Here is an 18,942-nt window from a genome sequence, read left to right on the forward strand (position 1 = left end):
GACCGAGGACGGACACCCCCCGCCCCGGCCCCGCCTTGACCACCGGCCGCAGGCGCTACGCACGCCACAACGCAACAGCAACGGGCCGCCGCAGGCATTCAAGGGGCGCGGGGAACTGCGCGACCAGCCACAACGCAACAGCAACAGGCCGCCGCAGGCAAAGGCGACCAGCCACAACGCAACAGCAACAGGCCGCCGCAGGCAAAGGCGACCAGCCACAACGCAACAGCAACAGGCCGCCGCAGGCAAAGGCGACCAGCCGCCGGCAGGCACCGGCAGGCTACTGCGCCGAAGCCGTAAGATCCCCCCGCCGAGGCGCAGCAAATCCCTCCAGATCCCCCCGCGTCAGCCCCGTCACCGCGGCAACCTCCGCGTCGTCAAGCGCCCCACAGTCCAGCCCCCGCAGCAGATACCCACTGAGCGCCTTCGCGGTGGCCGGCTCGTCCATGACGTCACCATCGACATGCCCGGCGTACCGGGCAAGCCGCGCGGCGGCCTGCTCGAAGCCCTCACGGTAGAAGGCGAACACCGCCGCGTAACGCGTGGGAATGTGCCCAGGGTGCATGTCCCACCCCTGGTAGTAGGCCCGCGACAGCGCACGACGGGTCAGCCCGTAGTGCAGCCGCCAGGCATCGTGCACCTTCTCGGTGGACCCGACCGGCAGCACGTTGGTGGAGCCGTCGGACACCCGTACCCCGGTCCCCGCGGCAGCGACCTGCATGATCGCCTTGGCGTGGTCCGCGGCCGGGTGGTCGCTGGCCTGGTAGGCGGCGGAGACGCCGAGGCAGGCGCTGTAGTCGAAGGTGCCGTAGTGCAGTCCGGTGGCCCGGCCCTCGGCGGCCTGGATCATGCGGGCGACGGTGGCGGTGCCGTCCGCGGCGAGGATGGCCTGGCTGGTCTCGATCTGGATCTCGAAGCCGATGCGGCCGGGCTCCAGGCCCCGGGACTTCTCGAACGCCTCCAGGAGGCGGACCATGGCGGTGACCTGCTCGGGGTAGGTCACCTTCGGCAGCGTGAGCACCAGGCCCTCCGGCAGGCCGCCGTGCTCCAGCAGCCCGGTGAGGAAGACGTCCAGGGTGCGGATGCCCCGGTCACGGACGGGGGCCTCCATGCACTTCATCCGGATGCCCATGTACGGCGCGGCGGTACCGCCCGCGTACGCGTCGGCGATGAGACGGGCGGCCCGGGCAGCGTCCTGGTCCTCGTCCTGCCCGTGGTAGCCGTCCTCGAAGTCGACGCGCAGGTCTTCGATCGGCTCGCGCTCCAGCTTGGCGCGCACGCGCGTGTAGACGGGCTCGGCGAGCTCGTCGGCCAGGCCCAGCACGGCGGCGAAGGAGGCGGCGTCCGGGGCGTGCTCGTCGAGGGCGGCGAGGGCCTGGTCGCCCCAGGAGCGGACGGTGTCGGCGGCGAAGACGTCGCCGGGGACGTAGACGGTGTGGACGGGCTGGCGGGTGCCGGGGTCGCCCGGGTAGGTGCGCTCCAGTGCCGCGTCGACCGGCGCGAGGGAGGCGCTGATCTCCTCGCTGATGGCGCCCGCGAGGCTCGTCGCCACCTTCTCCTGCTGGCCCTGACCCATCCCACAGCCTCCTGTTTTCCGCTCTGCGAAATCAATAATCCGTAGAGTGAAGTTATCCGTGGATCTTCCCGCTGGTCAACACCCTGTCCACAGCATGAACCCGTGGCCGCCGCACGGCGAGGCCCCCGTGACCGCACTGGTCACGGGGGCCTCGTTCAGCCGCGCGGGGTTCAGCCCTTGCGGGTCTTGACCTCGTCGGTCAGCTGCGGGACGACGTCGAACAGGTCGCCGACGACGCCGTAGTCGACCAGCTCGAAGATCGGGGCCTCGGGGTCCTTGTTGATGGCCACGATGGTCTTCGAGGTCTGCATACCGGCGCGGTGCTGGATCGCACCGGAGATACCGCAGGCCACGTACAGCTGCGGCGAGACCGACTTACCGGTCTGGCCGACCTGGTTGGTGTGCGGGTACCAGCCGGCGTCGACGGCGGCACGCGAGGCGCCGACGGCCGCACCGAGCTGGTCGGCCAGGCCCTCGATGAGCGAGAAGTTCTCCGCGCCGTTCACACCGCGGCCACCGGAGACCACGATCGCGGCCTCGGTCAGCTCCGGGCGGCCCGTCGACTCACGCGGCGTACGGCCGGTGATCTTCGTGCCGGTGGCCTTGTCGGAGAACGACACGGACAGGGCCTCGACCGCACCGGCGGCCGGGGCGGCCTCCACGGCGGCCGAGTTCGGCTTGACCGTGATGACCGGGGTGCCCTTGATCACACGGGACTTGGTGGTGAACGACGCGGCGAACACCGACTGGGTGGCCACCGGGCCCTCGTCGCCGGCCTCCAGGTCGACGGCGTCGGTGATGATGCCGGAGCCGATGCGCAGCGCCAGACGCGCGGCGATCTCCTTGCCCTCGGCGGAGGACGGCACCAGCACGGCGGCCGGGGAGACGGCCTCGACGGCGGCCTGCAGGGCCTCCACCTTCGGCACGACCAGGTACTCGGCGTACTCGGAGGCGTCGTGGGTGAGGACCTTCACCGCGCCGTGCTCGGCGAGCGTGGCGGCGGTGTCGGCGGCACCGTTGCCCAGCGCGACGGCGACCGGCTCGCCCAGGCGGCGGGCGAGGGTCAGCAGCTCCAGGGTGGGCTTGCGGACGGCACCGTCCACGTGGTCGACGTAGACGAGAACTTCAGCCATGGGAATGCATCTCCTGCGGGGATTGCGAAGTCTGAGGGGCGGTCAGGGAGTGACCCCTGATCCAGGGACGGCCGGTCCCTTAGATGAACTTCTGGCTCGCGAGGAACTCAGCGAGCTGCTTGCCGCCCTCGCCCTCGTCCTTGACGATCGTGCCCGCGGTGCGCGCCGGGCGCTCGTTCGCGGCCTCGACCTTGGTGAACGCGCCCTCCAGACCGACCTCCTCGGCCTCGATGTCGAGGTCGGACAGGTCCCAGGACTCCACCGGCTTCTTCTTGGCCGCCATGATGCCCTTGAAGGACGGGTAACGGGCCTCGCCGGACTGGTCGGTGACCGACACGACGGCCGGCAGGGAGGCCTCAAGCTGCTCGGAGGCGGCGTCGCCGTCGCGGCGGCCCTTGACGGTGCCGTCCTCGACGGAGAGCTCGGAGAGCAGAGTGACCTGCGGGACGCCCAGACGCTCGGCGACCAGCGCCGGGACGACGCCCATGGTGCCGTCGGTGGAGGCCATGCCGGAGATCACCAGGTCGTAGCCGGCCTTCTCGATCGCCTTGGCCAGCACCAGGGAGGTGCCGATGGCGTCCGTGCCGTGCAGGTCGTCGTCCTCGACGTGGACGGCCTTGTCGGCGCCCATGGACAGCGCCTTGCGCAGCGCGTCCTTGGCGTCCTCGGGGCCGATGGTCAGGACGGTGACCTCGACGTCGTCGTCGGAGTTCTCGGCGATCTGCAGCGCCTGCTCGACGGCGTACTCGTCCAGCTCGGAGAGCAGACCGTCCACGTCGTCCCGGTCGACGGTCAGGTCATCGGCGAAGTGCCGGTCGCCAGTGGCGTCGGGCACGTACTTCACAGTGACAACGATCCTCAAGCTCACGCCGGCTCTCCTACTGCCTCGTCATTTCTCGGCTGCCTACTTGAGAGGCAGCATAGGCGCCCCAAGCGGCCGATTCCGGTACGGGGCGGTCCCCGCTCCGACCGAAATATTACTCGTCAGTACACCCAGTTCCTGCCCGCTAAGCAAGCGCTTTGAACTGTGACCTTCGCAACGCAGCGTAACCGGAACTCGACCGCTTCGCAGGCGAGCCGGAACGTGACTAATCGCGCAGAGCAGTGAAGCGGCCCTGGTGGTAAAGGAGCGGGCGGCCGGGTCCGGCGTCCTCGCCGAGGACGACCTCGGCGAGGACGATGCGGTGGTCGCCGGCGGGGACCCGGGCGACGACGCGGCACACCAGCCAGGCCAGGACGTCGTCCAGCACCGGAACACCCTCGGGGCCCTCCCGCCAGGCGGTGGGGGCGCCGAAGCGGTCGGCGCCGCTGCGAGCGAAGGTGGCCGCCAGCTCCTGCTGGTGCTCGCCGAGGATGTGCACGCCGACGTGGTCGGCCCCGGATATCGCCGGCCAGCTGGAGGCGCCCGTGCCGATCCCGAAGGACAGCATCGGGGGCTCGGCGGACACCGAGGTGAGGGAGGTGGCGGTGAAGCCGACCGGTCCCGCCGCGCCGGAGGCGGTGATCACGGCGACGCCCGCCGCGTGCCGCCGGAAGACGGAGCGGAGGAGGTCGGGGGAGGCGAGCCGGGGTGTGCGCAGGTCGGGCGTGGCCGTCATGGAACTGTCCTTCAGGAGTGAGGGGCGAGGGGGCGCGGCGGGGTCACCAGCGGCCCGGACAGCGCGCGCTCGCGGTGCGGACGAGGTCGACGTGCACCCGTCCATGGAGAAGGAGTTCCGATGGCATGAGGTCAGGCTGACGATAGGTGGTGAGCGCAGTCAAGTACGTCCCGTGCGGTGGGAGGCAGCTCACCGTGACCGCGGGCGGTGTCACACCGCCTCCCCGAGGGCCGCTATGACGTCGGCTTTGCGGGGCTGGCCGGTGGCCCGGCGCACCACGCGGCCGTCGGCGTCGAGGACCAGCACGGTCGGGGTCTTGAGGATGTCCAGGGCGCGCACCAGGTCGAGGTGGGCCTCGGCGTCGATCTCCAGGTGCGTCACGCCCGGCACCAGGCCGGCGACTTCGCCGAGGACGCGCCGGGTGGCGCGGCACGGGGCGCAGAAGGCGCTGGAGAACTGGACCAGGGTCGCCCGCTCGCCCAGCTCGCCGCCGAGTTCGGCCGCCGTGAGCCGTTTGCCCTCGTCGCGCACGCGCACCCGCACTCTCCCGTTCCGCCGTCGCTGCACCAGGCCGTAGGCGCTCGTCAGCGCGAGCACCACCACGCACACCACCAGTCCGGTCATCCTCTGCACAAGCATTCACGAGACCGCAAGAATTCCCGGGTCCCGGAAGTCCCGCTCGTGCGGAATCCTTGGCTCCATGGACATCGACGTGAGGGGCCCGCGATTCGCCGCGGCCGTGACGACCGTGGTGCTGGCCGTCGTGCTGATCACCGGCAACGTCTGGCTGCTGGGCTGGCAGGCCCTGGCGTTCGCGCTGGGCGCGGCGGGCGGGGTGACGCGCTCGCCGTACGCCTGGGCGTTCCGGACGGCTGTGCGGCCGCGGCTCGGGCCGCCCAAGGCGTTCGAGCCGCCGGAGCCGCCGCGGTTCGCGCAGGCGGTGGGGCTGGTGTTCGCCGGTCTCGGACTGGTCGGCTACACGGTCGGGCCGCAGTGGCTGGGGATGGCGGCGACCTCGGCGGCGCTGGCGGCGGCCTTCCTGAACGCGGTGTTCGGGTACTGCCTGGGGTGCGAGATGTACCTGCTGGTGCGGCGTGTGGCGGTTCGCGCGGAGTGAAGATCAGGTAAAGACGCAGGTCGATCATGGGGTGGACGTGACGAGGATCTCGCGGCGGAGGGGCACCAGGACTGGCTACCCGCCCGTTGTTTGGGGCACGATCAGCGACAAGCCGTGAACCTACGGCTGCGTAACTTTATCTCCGCCGGGAACCTACGTCTCTGACATTCCCTGGCAGCGGCTGAAGGAAGGGTCCGTCCCGCCCATGGCAGAACTCGTCTACCGTCCCGTCGTCGGTCTCGCCAGAACCATGTTCAAGGTGTGGGACCTCAAGATCGACTGCCGGGGTTCGGAGAACATACCGCGGACGGGCGGCGCGGTGCTGGTGAGCAACCACATCAGCTACCTCGACTTCATCTTCAACGGTCTCGCGGCGCTGCCGCAGAAGAGGCTGGTGCGCTTCATGGCGAAGGAGTCGGTGTTCCGGCACCGGATCTCCGGGCCGCTGATGCGCGGGATGAAGCACATCCCGGTCGACCGCGACCAGGGCGAGGCCGCCTACGCGCACGCGCTGGACGCGCTGCGGTCCGGTGAGGTGATCGGGGTGTTCCCGGAGGCGACCATCTCGCAGTCCTTCACCCTCAAGAGCTTCAAGTCGGGCGCCGCCCGGCTCGCCCAGGAGGCCGGCGTCCCCCTGATCCCGATGGCGGTGTGGGGGACGCAGCGGCTGTGGACCAAGGGCCACCCGCGCAACTTCAAGCGCAGTCACACCCCGATCACCATCCGGGTGGGCGAGGCCGTCGAGGCGCCGCGCGACCAGTACGCGGGCGCGATCACCCGCCGTCTGCGCGAGCGGGTGCAGGAGCTGCTGGAGGCCGCCCAGCGCGCCTACCCGGTCCGCCCCAAGGGTCCGGAGGACACCTGGTGGATGCCGGCCCACCTGGGCGGCACGGCCCCGACCCCGGAGGAGGTCCGGGCCGCGGAGGCGCACTGACCTCCCGCCCGCCGGCCCTCGCTCACAGAGCGGTCGGATAGGTCCGCCACAGGGACGGCACGTCCGGTGCGGTCCGCAGCGACGCGAGGATCGCCGGGTGCGGGGCGGCGTACAGCTCCGGGTAGTCCGCCTCCCCCGCCTCGGGGTCCGGTACGAAGGCCAGTTGCTCCCCGTCGAGGCGGAACGCCGCCCTCTCCCCGGGCCGGCCGCCGCGCGGGTCCTGGCGGTGCCAGGCGCCGTTGAAGCGGACCGCGACGAGGCCGTGCACCGCCTCGAACTTCTGGTAGCACAGCGCCGTCGGGATGTCCTCGGCGCGCAGCAGCGCGGCCAGGGCATGTGACTTGGCGCAGCAGATGCCGGTGCGCCGCTCGATCACGTCCGAAGCGCGCCAGGTCACCCGCGGATCCCCGGAGTCCAGCGAGTGCGGGATCTCGTCCCGGACGAAGACGAAGGCCACGCGCGCATAGTCATACGAGTCCGTGGCTTCCCTGGCCAGCCGCGCGGCTGTCTCCCGCACCACCGGGTGGTGGTGGTCGATGGCCTCGTCAGCAGCCAAGTACGCGGACAGGTCAGGGGTGTTCTGGATCAGCTCCATGCCCGCAGAGCATAGGAATGCGATCACCCGATAGTCAATGACTTTTCAGGTGACCGCATACCTATGCAGCCCTGGGTACTACCGCGCCATCTCCTCCTTGAGCGCGGCCAGGAACGCGTCCACGTCGTCCTCGGTGGTGTCGAAGGAGCACATCCAGCGCACCACGCCGTCCGCCTCGTCCCAGAAGTAGAAGCGGAAGCGCTTCTGCAGCCGCTCGCTCACGTCGTGCGGCAGCCGGGCGAACACGCCGTTGGCCTGCACCGGATAGAGGATCTCCACCCCGTGCACCGAGCGCACGCCCTCGGCCAGGCGCTGGGCCATCTCGTTGGAGTGCCGGGCGTTGCGCAGCCACAGGTCCTTGGCGAACAGCGCCTCCAGCTGCACCGAGACGAACCGCATCTTGGAGGCGAGCTGCATCGACATCTTGCGCAGGTGCTTCATCTTCCGCACCGCGTCGGGGTTGATGACGACGACCGCCTCGCCGAACAGCGCGCCGTTCTTCGTGCCGCCGAGCGAGAGGATGTCGACGCCGACCGCGTTGGTGAAGGTCCGCAGCGGGACGTCCAGGGAGGCGGCGGCGTTGGATATCCGCGAGCCGTCCAGGTGCACCCGCATGCCGCGTGCGTGCGCGTGCTCGCAGATCGCGCGGATCTCCTCGGGCGTGTAGAGGGTGCCCAGCTCGGTGGACTGGGTGATCGAGACGACCTGCGGCATCGCGCGGTGCTCGTCCTCCCAGCCCCACGCCTGCCGGTCGATCAGCTCGGGGGTGAGCTTGCCGTCCGGGGTAGGCACGGTGAGCAGCTTCAGGCCGCCCATCCGCTCCGGGGCGCCGCCCTCGTCGACGTTGATGTGCGCGCTCTCGGCGCAGATCACCGCGCCCCAGCGGTCGGTGACCGCCTGCAGCGCCACGACGTTGGCGCCGGTGCCGTTGAACACCGGGAACGCCTCGGCCGTGGCACCGAAGTGGCTGCGCACGATCCGCTGCAGGTTGTCCGTGTAGTCGTCCTCGCCGTACGCCACCTGGTGCCCGCCGTTGGCCAGGGCCAGGGCGGCGAGCACCTCGGGGTGGGCGCCGGCGTAGTTGTCACTGGCGAAGCCGCGGACCTCGGGGTCGTGATGGCGACGCGCGTCGGTCTTGGGTGGGTTCACGGCTGCTCGGTCAGCCACAGACGTTTTCCGTTCACTTCCGCGGCGGACTTGTCCCAGACGCCCACGATGGCCTCGGCGAGGTCCTTGACGTCGGTGAAGCCCGCGAACTTCGCGTTGGGGCGGTCGGCGCGCATCGCGTCGTGCACCAACGCCTTCACCACCAGGATGGCAGCCGCCGAGGTGGGGCCGTCGGCGCCCTCGGCGATCCCGGCCTTGCGGAAGTAGTCCGCCATGGCCAGCGTCCACGCCTCGGAGGCGGCCTTGGCGGCGGCGTAGGCGGCGTTGCCCGCGGTGGGCTTGGTGGCTCCGGCCGCGCTGATCAGCACGTACCGGCCGCGGTCGCTGCGCTGCAGCGCCTCCGAGAAGGCCAGGGAGGTGTGCTGCACGGTGCGGATGAGCAGCAGCTCCAGGAAGTCCCAGTCGTCCAGGCTGGTCTTGATGAAGGTCTCGCTGCCGCGCCAGCCGCCGACCAGGTGGACCAGGCCGTCGACGCGGCCGAACTCCTTCTCGGTGCGGTTCGCCCAGTCCCGGGTGGCCTGCAGGTCGAGCAGGTCGACGGTCTCGCCGGTGACGGTCGCACCGCCCTGCGCGTAGCGCGCCGCGTCCACCGCCTCCGACAGGCGCTCCGGGTCGTTGTCGGCGCCGACGACCGTCGCGCCCGCCTCGGCGAGGCGCAGCAGCGCCGCCCGGCCGGCCGGTCCGCCCGCGCCGGCGACCGCGATCACCGCACCGCTGAGAGCCCCGTTCCCCATGTTGTTCCCCTTAGAAGCAGTGTTCTCGGTAAGCCGGCCGCTCACGCGGCGACCCGCTCGGGGCTGTCCGCCGTGATGCCCTTCGTCGAGGCAATCACGTTCTTGAGCTTCTTGGACAGCGCCTCATAGAACATGCTCAGCGGAAACTCGTCCGGAAGCACGTCATCGACCAGCTTGCGCGGCGGCTGGGTCAGGTCCAGGGCGTCGGGGCCCTTGGCCCACTTGGAGCCCGGGTGCGGGGCGAGGTAGGTGGAGACCAGCTCGTAGCCGGCGAACCAGTGCACCAGCTTCGGGCGGTCGATGCCGTCGCGGTACAGCTTCTCGATCTCGGCGCACAGCTGGTTGGTGACCTGCGGGGCGCGCTCCCAGTCGATGGAGAGCTTGTTGTCGGTCCAGCGGACCACGTCGTGCTTGTGCAGGTAGGCGAAGAGCAGCTGACCGCCGAGGCCGTCGTAGTTGCGGTTGCGGTCGCCGGTGACGGGGAAGCGGAACATCCGGTCGAAGAGCACCGCGTACTGCACGTCACGGGCCTGCGGGACGCCGTCCGCCTGGAGCTTCACGGCCTCCTTGAAGGCGGTCAGGTCGCAGCGCAGCTCCTCCAGGCCGTACATCCAGAACGGCTGGCGCTGCTTGATCATGAACGGGTCGAACGGCAGGTCGCCGTGGCTGTGGGTGCGGTCGTGGACCATGTCCCACAGGACGAAGGCCTCCTCGCAGCGCTTCTGGTCGTGGACCATCGCGGCGATGTCCTCGGGCAGCTGCATGCCGAGCAGCTCCACGGCGGCCTCGGTCACCCGGCGGAAACGGGCGGCCTCGCGGTCGCAGAAGATGCCACCCCAGGAGAATCGTTCCGGCGCCTCGCGCACGGCGATGGTCTCCGGGAAGAGCACCGCGGAGTTGGTGTCGTAGCCGGAGGTGAAGCCCTCGAAGGTGATGCCGCAGAACAGCGGGTTGTCGTAGCGGGTGCGCTCCAGCTCGGCCAGCCAGTCGGGCCACACCATGCGCAGGACGACCGCCTCCAGGTTGCGGTCCGGGTTGCCGTTCTGCGTGTACATCGGGAAGACGACCAAGTGCTGCAGGCCGTCCCGGCGGTCGGCGGCCGGCTGGAAGGCCAGCAGCGCGTCCAGGAAGTCCGGCACCTCGAAGCCGCCCTCGGCCCACCGCTGGAGGTCCTTGACCAGCGCCTCGTGGTAGGCGGCGTCGTGCGGCAGCAGCGGCGAGAGTTCCCGTACGGCCTCGATCACCTCGTGGACCGCGCCCTCGGCGGCGGCGCGCTCCGGGGCGCCCTCGGCCGCGAAGTCGATGGAGCCGTCGTTGGACTGCCAGGGCCGGATGCGTTCCACGGCATCCTTGAGCCGGGGCCAGGCCGGGTGTTCGACCACCCTGCTCTCCGGAGAAACCTTCTCCTCCGTACCCGCCTGCACAAGAATTTCCGTCATGTCCCATCCTCCACGGGAGAACCTCGCGTAAGGAGACCGTATACATACGAGCTTCCTTACAGCAAGGGGAGGCTCAGGAAATTATCCTGCGCGACCCCCATGGTCACCGTAGTTTTTCCCGCTCGGTCGCGCGGGAGGGGTTTCTTCCGTATGCCGGGGTAGAGATGGCTGCGTCGCCGAGGGAAGCGAGCGGACCTTGAACCTCATCACCATTGGACACCGCGGGGTCATGGGCGTCGAGCCGGAGAACACGCTGCGCTCCTTCACCGCCGCGGAGCGTGCCGGTCTGGACGCGATCGAGCTCGACCTGCACCTGAGCAAGGACGGCGCGCTCGTCGTCATGCACGACGAGCGCGTGGACCGGACCACCGACGGCAGCGGGGCCATCGCCGAGCACACGCTGGCGGAGTTGCGGTCGCTGGACGCGGGTCTGGGCGAGCGGGTCCCGGTCTTCGAGGAGGTGCTGGACGCGGTCCGCGCGCCGCTGCAGGCCGAGATCAAGGACGTGCGGGCGGCGCGGGTGCTGGCCGAGGTGCTGCGGGAACGCGATCTGACCGACCGCGTCGAGGTGATCTCCTTCCACGCCGACGCGATCACGGAGGTGGCGCGGCTCGTTCCGGGCGTGCGGACCGCGCTCGTCGCCGAGCACTACGGCCCGGAGGTCGTCGAGCACGCGGTCGGGGCGGGGGCCGCGACCGTCTGCCTGGACATCCAGCGGCTCACCCTGGAGGTGGTGCGACGGGCCCGCGAGGCGGGGCTCAGGGTCTTCAGCTGGGTGGTGAACACACCGCAGGACCTGCGACTGGCACACGCCCTGGAACTGGACGGCGTGACCACCGACCGCCCGGAGATCAAACGAGCCTGCCGCTTCACGGCGTGACGGGGCGCCGACGGCAACCGCCCGGCTGTGTGGCGCTGTGCGCGACCGGGAGCGGCCTCGCGGTCCGGTGGTCGGGGTTCGGGACGGGGTTCAGGTCAGTGGCTTGATCAGGAGTTCGAACTGGAGGTCGTCGCGCTGCGGGATGCCGAAGCGCTCGTCGCCGTACGGGAACGGCGTCATCCGTCCGGTACGGCGGTAGCCGCGGCGCTCGTACCAGGCGATCAGGTCCTCGCGTACGGAGATCACGGTCATGTGCATCTCCGTCACGCCCCAGGTCTCGCGGGCCAGCCGCTCCGCCTCGGCGATGACGACCTTGCCCAGACCGCCACCCTGGCGGGTCGGCCGGACCGCGAACATGCCGAAGTAGGCGTGGCCACCGCGGTGCTCCAGCTGGCAGCAGGCGACGACCTCGCCGTCCTGCTCCACCGTGAGCAGCCGGCTGTCGGGCGACTTGATGATCTCCAGGACGCCCTCGGGGTCCGTGCGCTGCCCCTGGAGGATGTCGGCCTCCGTGGTCCACCCGGCCCGGCTGTCGTCCCCGCGGTAGGCCGACTCCACGAGCGCGACCAGGGCGTCGACGTCGGCGTCGGTGGCATCACGGAACGTCAGGGCGGTGGCGGGGGACTCCATGGGACGCTGCTCCCTCTGTCTCGGGCTGTCTCGGGACCGTCGTCGGCCCTCGCCGGCCGTGTCGGGGCCGGATCGGGCGGTTCGGGCCGGGTCGAGGGTAACCCTGCCACTAGGCTCCGGATGCATGGTGCACGTTCTCAGCAGCCGGACGCTCCTGCGCCCCACCGACCCCGAGCGCTCCCGCGCCTTCTACGGCGAGCAACTGGGCCTCGCCGTCTACCGCGAGTTCGGCACGGGCCCGGACCGCGGCACCGTCTACTTCCTCGGCGGCGGCTTCCTGGAGCTCTCGGGCCGCTCGGACACCCCGCCCTCCCCCGCCGTGCGCCTGTGGCTCCAGGTCGCCGACGCGTCGGCGGCGCACGAGGAGCTGCGCGGGAAGGGGGTGCCGGTCGTACGGGAGCCGGTGCGTGAGCCGTGGGGGCTGGTCGAGATGTGGATCGAGGACCCCGACGGCGTCCCGATCGTGCTCGTCGAGGTGCCGGCGGACCACCCGCTGCGGTACCGGCCCGGCATCTGAGCCCGCGCCGTGCACTCCTTGAGCGCCATGACGCGGCCCTCCCCTCTTCGGTCGACGGCTCTCCGGTCACCGTAGGACCTCAAGCACGCTTGAGATCAAGGCGACCGGTGGCCGCCCCACCCGGGCCCGGTTAGCGTGCTGCGGGGGGCTGCCGTAGGGAAGGAACGCCATGAAGCTCCACCGACCGGTGACCGGCGGGCCCTGCTGGACGGAGCTGGGGACCAGCGACGTCGAGGCGGCGAAGCGCTTCTACGCGGCCGTGTTCAACTGGCGGCCCGAGACGGATCCGCGCCCCGAGGCCGGCGGCTACACCATCGCGCACCTGGGCGACGCGGCGGTGGCCGCGCTGTCGCCGCTGTACCAGGAGCAGCAGCCGGTGGCCTGGAACGTGTCCTTCGCGGTGGAGGACGCCGACGCGGCGGCGCAGCAGGTGCGGGCGGCCGGCGGCACCGTGCTGCTCGGCCCGATGGACGTGTTCGACGTCGGCCGGTTCACGGTGGTCTCGGATCCGACAGGCGCGGTCTTCCAGCTGTGGCAGGCGCGGGCCTTCCCCGGAGCCGGGCTGTTCAACGCCCCGGGCTCGCTCGGCTGGGTGGAGCTGATGACCCGTGAGCCGGAGCGGGCCGAGGACTTCTACACCTCCGTGTTCGGCTGGACGGTGCGCACCCAGGAGCGGTACACCCAGTGGGGCATCGCCGGGGAGGACTTCGGCGGCATGACGACGATGGACGACAAGTTCCCGCCGGAGGTGCCGCCGCACTGGCTGCCGTACTTCGCGGTGGCCGACGTCGACACGACCGCCGCCGACGCGGCCGGGGCCGGCGGCAATGTCCTGATGGCACCCACGTCCGTGCCCGGCGGCCCCCGCATCGCGGTGCTGCGCGATCCCCAGGGGGCGATGTTCGGGGTGTATCTGGCCGGCCAGGAGGGCTGACCTCCTTCGTCCCTTCCGCACCGCACGCCCTCTGTTCAACGGGGCGTGCGGTGCGCTATACCTGCTGCGCTTGATTGATTCTGCTTGATGTAAGCCTCTATCAATCAGGTTCAGTCATCCGGCTGTTGATGCCGGGTCGCGCAGGATGTGAAGGGACCGACATGACCGCTCCATCCAGCACGCCCTCCAGCGGGTCCGGACCACGGCGGTCGAGACGCCGCGCGGGTCTGGCCGCCACGGCCCTCGCCGCCGTGTTCGCCGTCACGGGTACGCCCGCCCTGCCGGCGGTCGCCGCCCCGGCCGCCGCGGCGCCCGCCTCCACCGTCATCGGGGACGTCACCGGTTTCACGGCCTCGGGGGCCGTCTACACGTTCACCGCCGGGCCGGCCAAGGCCCGGGTCAGCTTCGTGACCGGTGACACCTTCCGGATCGAGGTCGCGCCCGACGGCACGTTCACCGACCCGGTCGGGTCCGACATCGTGCTCCCGCAGGGCGCTCCGCCGGCCACCCGGTGGGCCGACCGCGGGGACCGCTACGAACTGTCCACCGATCAAGTCACGTTGCGGGTCTACAAGGCACCGCTGCGGTTCGCCCTCTACCGCGCCGACGGCACCCGGCTGTGGGAGGAGTCCCGCGGCATCAGCTGGGACGCCACCTCGACCACGCAGACGCTCGCCCGCGGCGCCGACGAGCAGTTCTACGGCACCGGCGAACAGAACGGCAGCGGGAACACCTCCCACCGCGGCAGGACGCTCAAGGTCGGCGTCGACTACAACTGGAACGAGGGCGGGCATCCCAACTCGGTGCCGTTCTACCTCTCCTCGGCCGGGTACGGCGTCTACCGGAACACCTACGCGCCGGGCACCTACGCCTTCACCGACCCGGTCACCACCACGGAGCAGGAAAAGCGGTTCGACGCCTACTACTTCGCCGGGTCGAGCACCAAGGACGTCATCGGGCAGTACACCAAGCTCACCGGGCGACCCATGCTCCCGCCCGTCTACGGCCTGGAGATCGGCGATTCCGACTGCTACCTGCACAACGCCAACCGCGGTGAACGGCACACCCTGGACGCGCTCAAGGTCGCCGACGACTACGTCAAGAACGACATGCCGCTGGGCTGGATGCTCGTCAACGACGGCTACGGCTGCGGGTACGAGAACCTCGCTCAGACGGCCAAGGGGCTGAACGACCGCAAGATGCAGATGGGGCTGTGGACCGAGGACGGTCTCGACAAGCTCGCCGACCAGGTGAAGGCCGGACAGCGGGTCGCCAAGCTGGACGTGGCCTGGGTCGGCGACGGGTACAAGTTCGCGCTGGACGGCTGCAAGGCGGCCTACCGCGGGATCGAGGACAACAGCGACGCCCGGGGCTTCACCTGGGCCCCGGAGAGCTGGTCGGGCGCGCAGCGGTGCGGGGTGCAGTGGAGCGGCGACCAGTCCGGCAGCTGGGACTACATCCGCTGGCAGATTCCGACGTACGCGGGCGCGACGATGTCCGGGCTCGCGTACACCACGGGTGACGTGGACGGGATCTTCGGGGGCAGCGCGAAGACGTACGCACGGGATCTGCAGTGGAAGGCGTTCCTGCCGGCCGTGATGACCATGGACGGGTGGGCCTCGTCCGACAAACAGCCGTTCCGGTACGGGGAGCCGTACACGAGCATCAACCGCACGTACCTGAAGCTGAAGGAGTCGCTGCTGCCGTACATGTACACCTACGCGGCGCAGGCGAACCGTACGGGCGTCGGGGCGGTGCGGCCGCTGGCGCTGGAGTACCCGGACGATCCGGTGGCGGCGTCCGACGCGGCGAAGTACGAGTTCCTGAGCGGGGAGGACTTCCTGGTCGCGCCCGTCTACCGGGACGAGGCCGTGCGGGACGGGATCTACCTGCCGAAGGGCACGTGGGTCGACTACTGGTCGGGGCGGGTCTATCAGGGGCCGACCACGGTGAACGGCTATCAGGCGCCGCTGGACACGCTGCCGTTGTTCGTGAAGGCGGGCGCGGCTGTGCCCATGTGGCCCGGGATCAGGTCGTACCGGGACCGGACGGCTTCCTCGCCGCTGGCGTGGGACGTGTATCCGCAGGGGCGGTCCTCGTTCACGCTGTACGAGGACGACGGGGTGACCCGGCAGCACCGGCAGGGCCGGTACGCCGAGCAGCGGGTCACGGTGACCGCGCCGGAGAGCGGGGCGGGGGCGGTACGGATCGACGTGGGGGCGAGCGCGGGGTCGTTCACGGGCAAGCAGAGCGCGCGGCCGTACCTGTTCACCGTGCACACCGGGTCCGCGCCGGCGCAGGTGCGGCTGGACGGGCGGGTGTTGCCGCGGCAGGCGTCCAAGGCGGCGTTCGACGCGGCCGCCGAGGGGTGGTTCCACGACGCCGGTGACCGGGGTGGTGTGGTGCAGGTGAAGACCCGGGCGGTCGCCACGTCGCGGGCGTTCCGGGTCGATCTGGACGCGGCGAGCGCGGTGGGCGGTCGGGTGCCGGGGGCCGTGGGCACGCTGGGGTTCGCCGGGGGCGCGGAGGTGGGCGCGGGGGTGCCGGAGAAGGTCACGGTGGACTTCACCGCCGGGCTGGCGGGTGCGGAGTCCACGGCCGTGTCGCTGGAGGCGCCCGAGGGGTGGACCGTGTCGTCCGCCGGGGTGCTGGGTGATCTGGAACCCGGGCAGCGGGTTCGGGCCGAGTTCACGGTGACTCCGCCGGGCGGTGCGGGTCCTGGGGAAGCTGTGCTTACCGCTACGGCGCGGTACAGGGCCGCTGGGGAGGTGCGGGTGACGTCGCAGCGGGCTGCTGTGCGGACGATGCCGACGCCTCCGGCGGGTGAGGCGTGGGCGAGTGATCTGCCGTGGCTCAACGCGTCCAACGGGTGGGGGCCTGCGGAGCGGGACCGGAGCAACGGGGAGTCTGCTGCGGGGGACGGGCATACGCTGACCTTGAACGGGACGGTGTATGCCAAGGGGATCGGGGCGCATGCCAACTCCGATGTCGAGTTCTGGCTCGGGGGGAAGTGCTCCGCCTTCACGGCGACGGTGGGGGTGGACGACGAGATCAACGGGTACGGCGGGGTGTCGTTCTCGGTGGTCGCGGACGGGCGTGTGCTGTGGTCGTCGCCCACGGTGTCCGGTGCGTCGGATCCCGTTGCTGTTCAGGTGCCGGTGTCGGGGGCTCGGCATGTGCACCTGGTTGTCACGGACACGGATGGGTCCAAGTCGGGGGATCATGGGGATTGGGCGGGGGCGTTGTTCCACTGCGCGTGACGCTCCGCGGGGGGCTCGTTGTTCGTCTGCGGGTGGCGTCATGGTTGCTCGCGGGTGCCTGCGGCGGCCTGTGCGGGTTGCGTCGTGGTTGCTCGCGGGTGCCTGCGGCGGCCTGTGCGGGTTGCGTCGTGGTTGCTCGCGCAGTTCCCCGCGCCCCTGAAATGCCTGCGGCGGCCCGTCGCCGTCCGGTGGTCGGCTGAGGTAGCGCCTTCTGCCGGTGGGTGAGTCGGGGCCGGGGTGGGGGGTATCCGTCCTCGGTCCGGCCCACTGTCCCCGACACGGTGCGGGTTGGCGGTGCCGGCCGCTGCGGGCGGACACCCCCCACCCCGTCCCCTCCCCGCCGCGGGCGGCTATCCCGCCGTCGTGGCCGGTCACCTCCATCCGCCGCCGCTGCGGGCAGTCGTGCCTCCCCCAGTGCCTTAAGGGCCTGGGAGGTGCCCCCAGGGCGGCACGGGTGGGCGCTGGGGGTCCCCCCCTGCTCGAAGAGCTTGGGGGAGGCACCCCGCCAGCGCCGAGCTGCGCAACCCACCCCCGGCCCGCTGCAGCACCGGGCGCGTGTCAGGTTCGGACGGAGTTCAGGCGGCCTTCCAGGTGGGTGAGGAGGTTGCTCAGGAGGGTTGCCAGGTCTGTTTGGGTGGGCTCCGTGAGGGGGGACAGTACCGCCGTCTCGTATGCCAACTGTTCCGGCAGGATCGCGTCCACCAGGTCCCGCCCGGCGTCCGTCAGGCGTACGTGGGACACCCGGCGGTCCCGCGTGTCGCCGCGGCGTTCGACCAGGCCGCGTTCCGTGAGCTGCTTGAGGCGCTTGGTGACGGCGGCCCCGGAGGAGAAGGTCTCCCGGGCCAGGTCGCCGGGCGTCAGCTCGTGGCCGGTGCGGCGCAACGCGCCGAGCAGGTCGAACTCGGGGCGGCTCAGGCCCGCCCGGCGCAGCGGGGCGTCCTCGGCCTGCTGGAGGAGGGCGGCGCAGCGGTTGACCCGGCCGATGATCTCCATCGGGCCGGTGTCGAGGTCGGGGTGGACCGCCTGCCACTGCCGGACGACGGCGGCGACGGTGTCGCCCCTGGTGTCGTCGCCGGCTGCGCCCCGTCCCTTGGTCGCCGTCATGGCCGTACGTCCTCCGCTCTCGCGCTGTCGTCCCGGTCCAGGATGAGTCCCTGGCGCCGTACCGTCGCGGCGAGCGTACGGTGTCCGGCCTGCTCGGCGAGCACCACCCGGTCCTGCGGCAGGGCGCGCTGCCACCACTCGCCGGACGCCGCCTCGGCGGTGGCGCGCAGGTCGACCAGCGCGGCGGCGAGGCTTCGGCGGGCCGCTTCCAGGGCGGCGGGTGTGGTGTGTGGTTCGGTGAGGAGGCGGGCTGCTTCCTCGCGGGTGCGTTCCGCCGTGGCCAGGGCGTGTTCCAGGCGGTCGCCGGAGCGGCGGTTGGTGACGGCCACCGCGGCCACGAAGCCGACCAGGGCGCCGACCAGGGTGTCGACCGTGCGCTCGGTGATCAGTTCGGCGGAGTCCTGGAAGCGGGCGAACTCGGTGATCAGCAGCGCCATCGGGGTCACGCAGAGCGTGCCGAGCCAGTAGTTGCGGCCGATCAGCGCCTCCGCGCCGAAGTTGAACGCCAGGCAGACGATGACGAGCGCCGCCTGGTTGAGATGCGCCAGCGGCGCCACGGCCGCGAAGACGAGGACGCCGATGAGGTTGCCGACCACGCGCTGCACGGCCCGGCTCCAGGTCAGGGTGAGGTTGGCCTGGTAGAGGGAGGCGGCGGTGACCAGGGCCCAGTAGGGGCGGCCGATGCCGAGGGCCAGGGAGGCGTAGCCGGCCAGTGCGCAGCCGAGGAAGGTGCGCAGGGCGATGGGGGCGAGTGGGGTGAGGGGGTGGGGGCGGAGAGTGGTCGTCTCCGCCTGGACTCCGAGGAGTTCGTCCGCCTCGGCCGGCTGGGCGTCGACCGGGGGCAGGGAGCCGTTGCCGCGTAGGTCGCGGGCCCAGGTGCGCAGGCGTTCGGGGTCGCTGTCGGCGGGGGCCGCCAGGGCCACCTCGGCGCGTACGAGGAGGCGCTCCAGGCCGCGGCGGGTGCGGTCGGAACGCACGCCCGCGGACAGCAGGGTCTGCCAGGCCGTCTGGATGGCGGCGGCCGCGGCGGCTCGGGTGTGCGCGTCGGCGGTGGTGGCGTGGGCGGCGGCCGCTGCCAGGGCCTGGGCCGTGGCCCGGCGCTCCGGGCCGTGCGGGCGGACCAGGCCGGGGGCCATGCCGACCAGCCACGCCCAGGCGCCCGCCGCGAGGGCCAGCGCCAGATGGCCGGGGACCTGGCCGAGCGTCTGGGGGGCGAACAGGGACGCGGAGCTGATGAAGGTGAGGACCACGTTGCCGGGCGGGCCGACCCGGGTGGCGTCGCAGACCGCCTTCTGCACGGCGGCCAGCAACGCGCCGACGGTGA

Annotated in this window: 18 protein-coding genes; 6 read left to right on the forward strand and 12 right to left on the reverse strand. The window is 71.3% G+C overall.

Annotated elements, in window-relative coordinates; translation table 11 throughout:
* Positions 1–280: 280 nt before the first annotated feature.
* From C3489_RS35975 to C3489_RS35995, 5 genes are all read right to left on the reverse strand, one after another.
* On the reverse strand, positions 281–1,576 hold the full coding sequence (locus tag C3489_RS35975; protein WP_103786344.1) for a DUF6986 family protein: 1,296 nt from the start codon (positions 1,574–1,576) through the stop codon (positions 281–283).
* A gap of 170 nt (positions 1,577–1,746) precedes the next feature.
* Complete coding sequence (locus C3489_RS35980) at positions 1,747–2,709, reverse strand: electron transfer flavoprotein subunit alpha/FixB family protein (RefSeq protein WP_103786345.1); 963 nt, start codon at positions 2,707–2,709, stop codon at positions 1,747–1,749.
* A 79-nt stretch (positions 2,710–2,788) separates the two neighbouring features.
* The gene (locus C3489_RS35985) at positions 2,789–3,577 is read right to left on the reverse strand and encodes an electron transfer flavoprotein subunit beta/FixA family protein (protein ID WP_103786346.1); all 789 of its coding nucleotides are present in this window, start codon (positions 3,575–3,577) and stop codon (positions 2,789–2,791) included.
* 220 nt (positions 3,578–3,797) lie between these two features.
* A complete protein-coding gene (locus C3489_RS35990) occupies positions 3,798–4,307 on the reverse strand; it encodes a flavin reductase family protein (protein WP_103786347.1) in 510 nt (169 codons plus the stop codon).
* Between the two features lie 210 nt (positions 4,308–4,517).
* Entirely contained in the window at positions 4,518–4,931 is a 414-nt protein-coding gene (locus tag C3489_RS35995; protein WP_103786348.1) for a thioredoxin family protein, read from the reverse strand.
* Between the two features lie 76 nt (positions 4,932–5,007).
* On the opposite strand from C3489_RS35995, the gene C3489_RS36000 reads away from it, so the two are divergent.
* Together C3489_RS36000 and C3489_RS36005 are read left to right on the forward strand one after the other, a co-directional pair.
* Positions 5,008–5,424 (forward strand): DUF4395 domain-containing protein, encoded by a 417-nt coding sequence (locus tag C3489_RS36000; protein ID WP_103786349.1) that lies wholly within the window; start codon positions 5,008–5,010, stop codon positions 5,422–5,424.
* 205 nt (positions 5,425–5,629) lie between these two features.
* A complete protein-coding gene (locus C3489_RS36005; protein WP_103786350.1) occupies positions 5,630–6,358 on the forward strand; it encodes a 1-acyl-sn-glycerol-3-phosphate acyltransferase in 729 nt (242 codons plus the stop codon).
* 22 nt (positions 6,359–6,380) lie between these two features.
* Here the strand turns inward: C3489_RS36005 and C3489_RS36010 are convergent, their stop codons facing one another.
* From C3489_RS36010 to C3489_RS36025, 4 genes are all read right to left on the reverse strand, one after another.
* Positions 6,381–6,953, reverse strand: a complete 573-nt coding sequence (locus tag C3489_RS36010) for a transglutaminase family protein (protein WP_181139983.1) — start codon at positions 6,951–6,953, stop codon at positions 6,381–6,383.
* Positions 6,954–7,031: 78 nt separating this feature from the next.
* Complete coding sequence (locus C3489_RS36015; RefSeq protein ID WP_103786352.1) at positions 7,032–8,102, reverse strand: low specificity L-threonine aldolase; 1,071 nt, start codon at positions 8,100–8,102, stop codon at positions 7,032–7,034.
* Positions 8,099–8,854, reverse strand: coding sequence for an SDR family oxidoreductase (locus C3489_RS36020; RefSeq protein WP_103786353.1), 756 nt, complete (start codon positions 8,852–8,854; stop codon positions 8,099–8,101). The genes C3489_RS36015 and C3489_RS36020 overlap by 4 nt, the downstream gene beginning before the upstream one ends.
* 41 nt (positions 8,855–8,895) lie before the next feature.
* Positions 8,896–10,293 (reverse strand): DUF6421 family protein, encoded by a 1,398-nt coding sequence (locus C3489_RS36025; RefSeq protein WP_103786354.1) that lies wholly within the window; start codon positions 10,291–10,293, stop codon positions 8,896–8,898.
* 196 nt (positions 10,294–10,489) lie between these two features.
* On the opposite strand from C3489_RS36025, the gene C3489_RS36030 reads away from it, so the two are divergent.
* Positions 10,490–11,173, forward strand: a complete 684-nt coding sequence (locus tag C3489_RS36030) for a glycerophosphodiester phosphodiesterase family protein (protein ID WP_103786355.1) — start codon at positions 10,490–10,492, stop codon at positions 11,171–11,173.
* 90 nt (positions 11,174–11,263) lie between these two features.
* Here the strand turns inward: C3489_RS36030 and C3489_RS36035 are convergent, their stop codons facing one another.
* Entirely contained in the window at positions 11,264–11,803 is a 540-nt protein-coding gene (locus tag C3489_RS36035) for a GNAT family N-acetyltransferase (protein WP_103786356.1), read from the reverse strand.
* 124 nt (positions 11,804–11,927) lie between these two features.
* Between C3489_RS36035 and C3489_RS36040 the strand changes: the two genes are divergently transcribed.
* The 3 genes from C3489_RS36040 to C3489_RS36050 all read left to right on the forward strand — a co-directional run bounded on the left by C3489_RS36040 (position 11,928) and on the right by C3489_RS36050 (position 16,514).
* Positions 11,928–12,320, forward strand: a complete 393-nt coding sequence (locus C3489_RS36040) for a VOC family protein (RefSeq protein WP_103786357.1) — start codon at positions 11,928–11,930, stop codon at positions 12,318–12,320.
* 169 nt (positions 12,321–12,489) lie between these two features.
* Complete coding sequence (locus C3489_RS36045) at positions 12,490–13,254, forward strand: VOC family protein (protein ID WP_103786358.1); 765 nt, start codon at positions 12,490–12,492, stop codon at positions 13,252–13,254.
* A gap of 161 nt (positions 13,255–13,415) precedes the next feature.
* Positions 13,416–16,514: an NPCBM/NEW2 domain-containing protein gene (locus C3489_RS36050; RefSeq protein ID WP_103786359.1), complete on the forward strand. Its 3,099-nt coding sequence runs from the start codon at positions 13,416–13,418 to the stop codon at positions 16,512–16,514.
* Positions 16,515–17,072: 558 nt separating this feature from the next.
* Here the strand turns inward: C3489_RS36050 and C3489_RS36055 are convergent.
* Both C3489_RS36055 and C3489_RS36060 read right to left on the reverse strand, forming a co-directional pair.
* Positions 17,073–17,618: a MarR family winged helix-turn-helix transcriptional regulator gene (locus C3489_RS36055; RefSeq protein ID WP_103786360.1), complete on the reverse strand. Its 546-nt coding sequence runs from the start codon at positions 17,616–17,618 to the stop codon at positions 17,073–17,075.
* Positions 17,615–18,942: FUSC family protein (locus C3489_RS36060; protein ID WP_103786361.1), on the reverse strand; the 1,328-nt coding region annotated here is incomplete at its 5' end. The genes C3489_RS36060 and C3489_RS36055, both read right to left, overlap by 4 nt.

The sequence above is a fragment of the Streptomyces sp. Ru71 genome (assembly GCF_002920535.1).
Taxonomy (GTDB): Bacteria; Actinomycetota; Actinomycetes; order Streptomycetales; family Streptomycetaceae; genus Streptomyces.

Excerpts from the sequence above, each read along its gene's own strand:
- C3489_RS36010 (WP_181139983.1), bottom strand. The coding sequence starts at position 6,953 with ATGGAGCTGATCCAGAACACCCCTGACCTGTCCGCGTACTTGGCTGCT.
- C3489_RS35975 (WP_103786344.1), bottom strand. The coding sequence starts at position 1,576 with ATGGGTCAGGGCCAGCAGGAGAAGGTGGCGACGAGCCTCGCGGGCGCC.
- C3489_RS35980 (WP_103786345.1), bottom strand. The coding sequence starts at position 2,709 with ATGGCTGAAGTTCTCGTCTACGTCGACCACGTGGACGGTGCCGTCCGC.
- C3489_RS36040 (WP_103786357.1), top strand. The coding sequence starts at position 11,928 with ATGGTGCACGTTCTCAGCAGCCGGACGCTCCTGCGCCCCACCGACCCC.
- C3489_RS35990 (WP_103786347.1), bottom strand. The coding sequence starts at position 4,307 with ATGACGGCCACGCCCGACCTGCGCACACCCCGGCTCGCCTCCCCCGAC.
- C3489_RS36005 (WP_103786350.1), top strand. The coding sequence starts at position 5,630 with ATGGCAGAACTCGTCTACCGTCCCGTCGTCGGTCTCGCCAGAACCATG.
- C3489_RS36025 (WP_103786354.1), bottom strand. The coding sequence starts at position 10,293 with ATGACGGAAATTCTTGTGCAGGCGGGTACGGAGGAGAAGGTTTCTCCG.
- C3489_RS36000 (WP_103786349.1), top strand. The coding sequence starts at position 5,008 with ATGGACATCGACGTGAGGGGCCCGCGATTCGCCGCGGCCGTGACGACC.
- C3489_RS36035 (WP_103786356.1), bottom strand. The coding sequence starts at position 11,803 with ATGGAGTCCCCCGCCACCGCCCTGACGTTCCGTGATGCCACCGACGCC.
- C3489_RS35995 (WP_103786348.1), bottom strand. The coding sequence starts at position 4,931 with ATGACCGGACTGGTGGTGTGCGTGGTGGTGCTCGCGCTGACGAGCGCC.
- C3489_RS36050 (WP_103786359.1), top strand. The coding sequence starts at position 13,416 with ATGACCGCTCCATCCAGCACGCCCTCCAGCGGGTCCGGACCACGGCGG.
- C3489_RS36045 (WP_103786358.1), top strand. The coding sequence starts at position 12,490 with ATGAAGCTCCACCGACCGGTGACCGGCGGGCCCTGCTGGACGGAGCTG.
- C3489_RS36055 (WP_103786360.1), bottom strand. The coding sequence starts at position 17,618 with ATGACGGCGACCAAGGGACGGGGCGCAGCCGGCGACGACACCAGGGGC.
- C3489_RS36020 (WP_103786353.1), bottom strand. The coding sequence starts at position 8,854 with ATGGGGAACGGGGCTCTCAGCGGTGCGGTGATCGCGGTCGCCGGCGCG.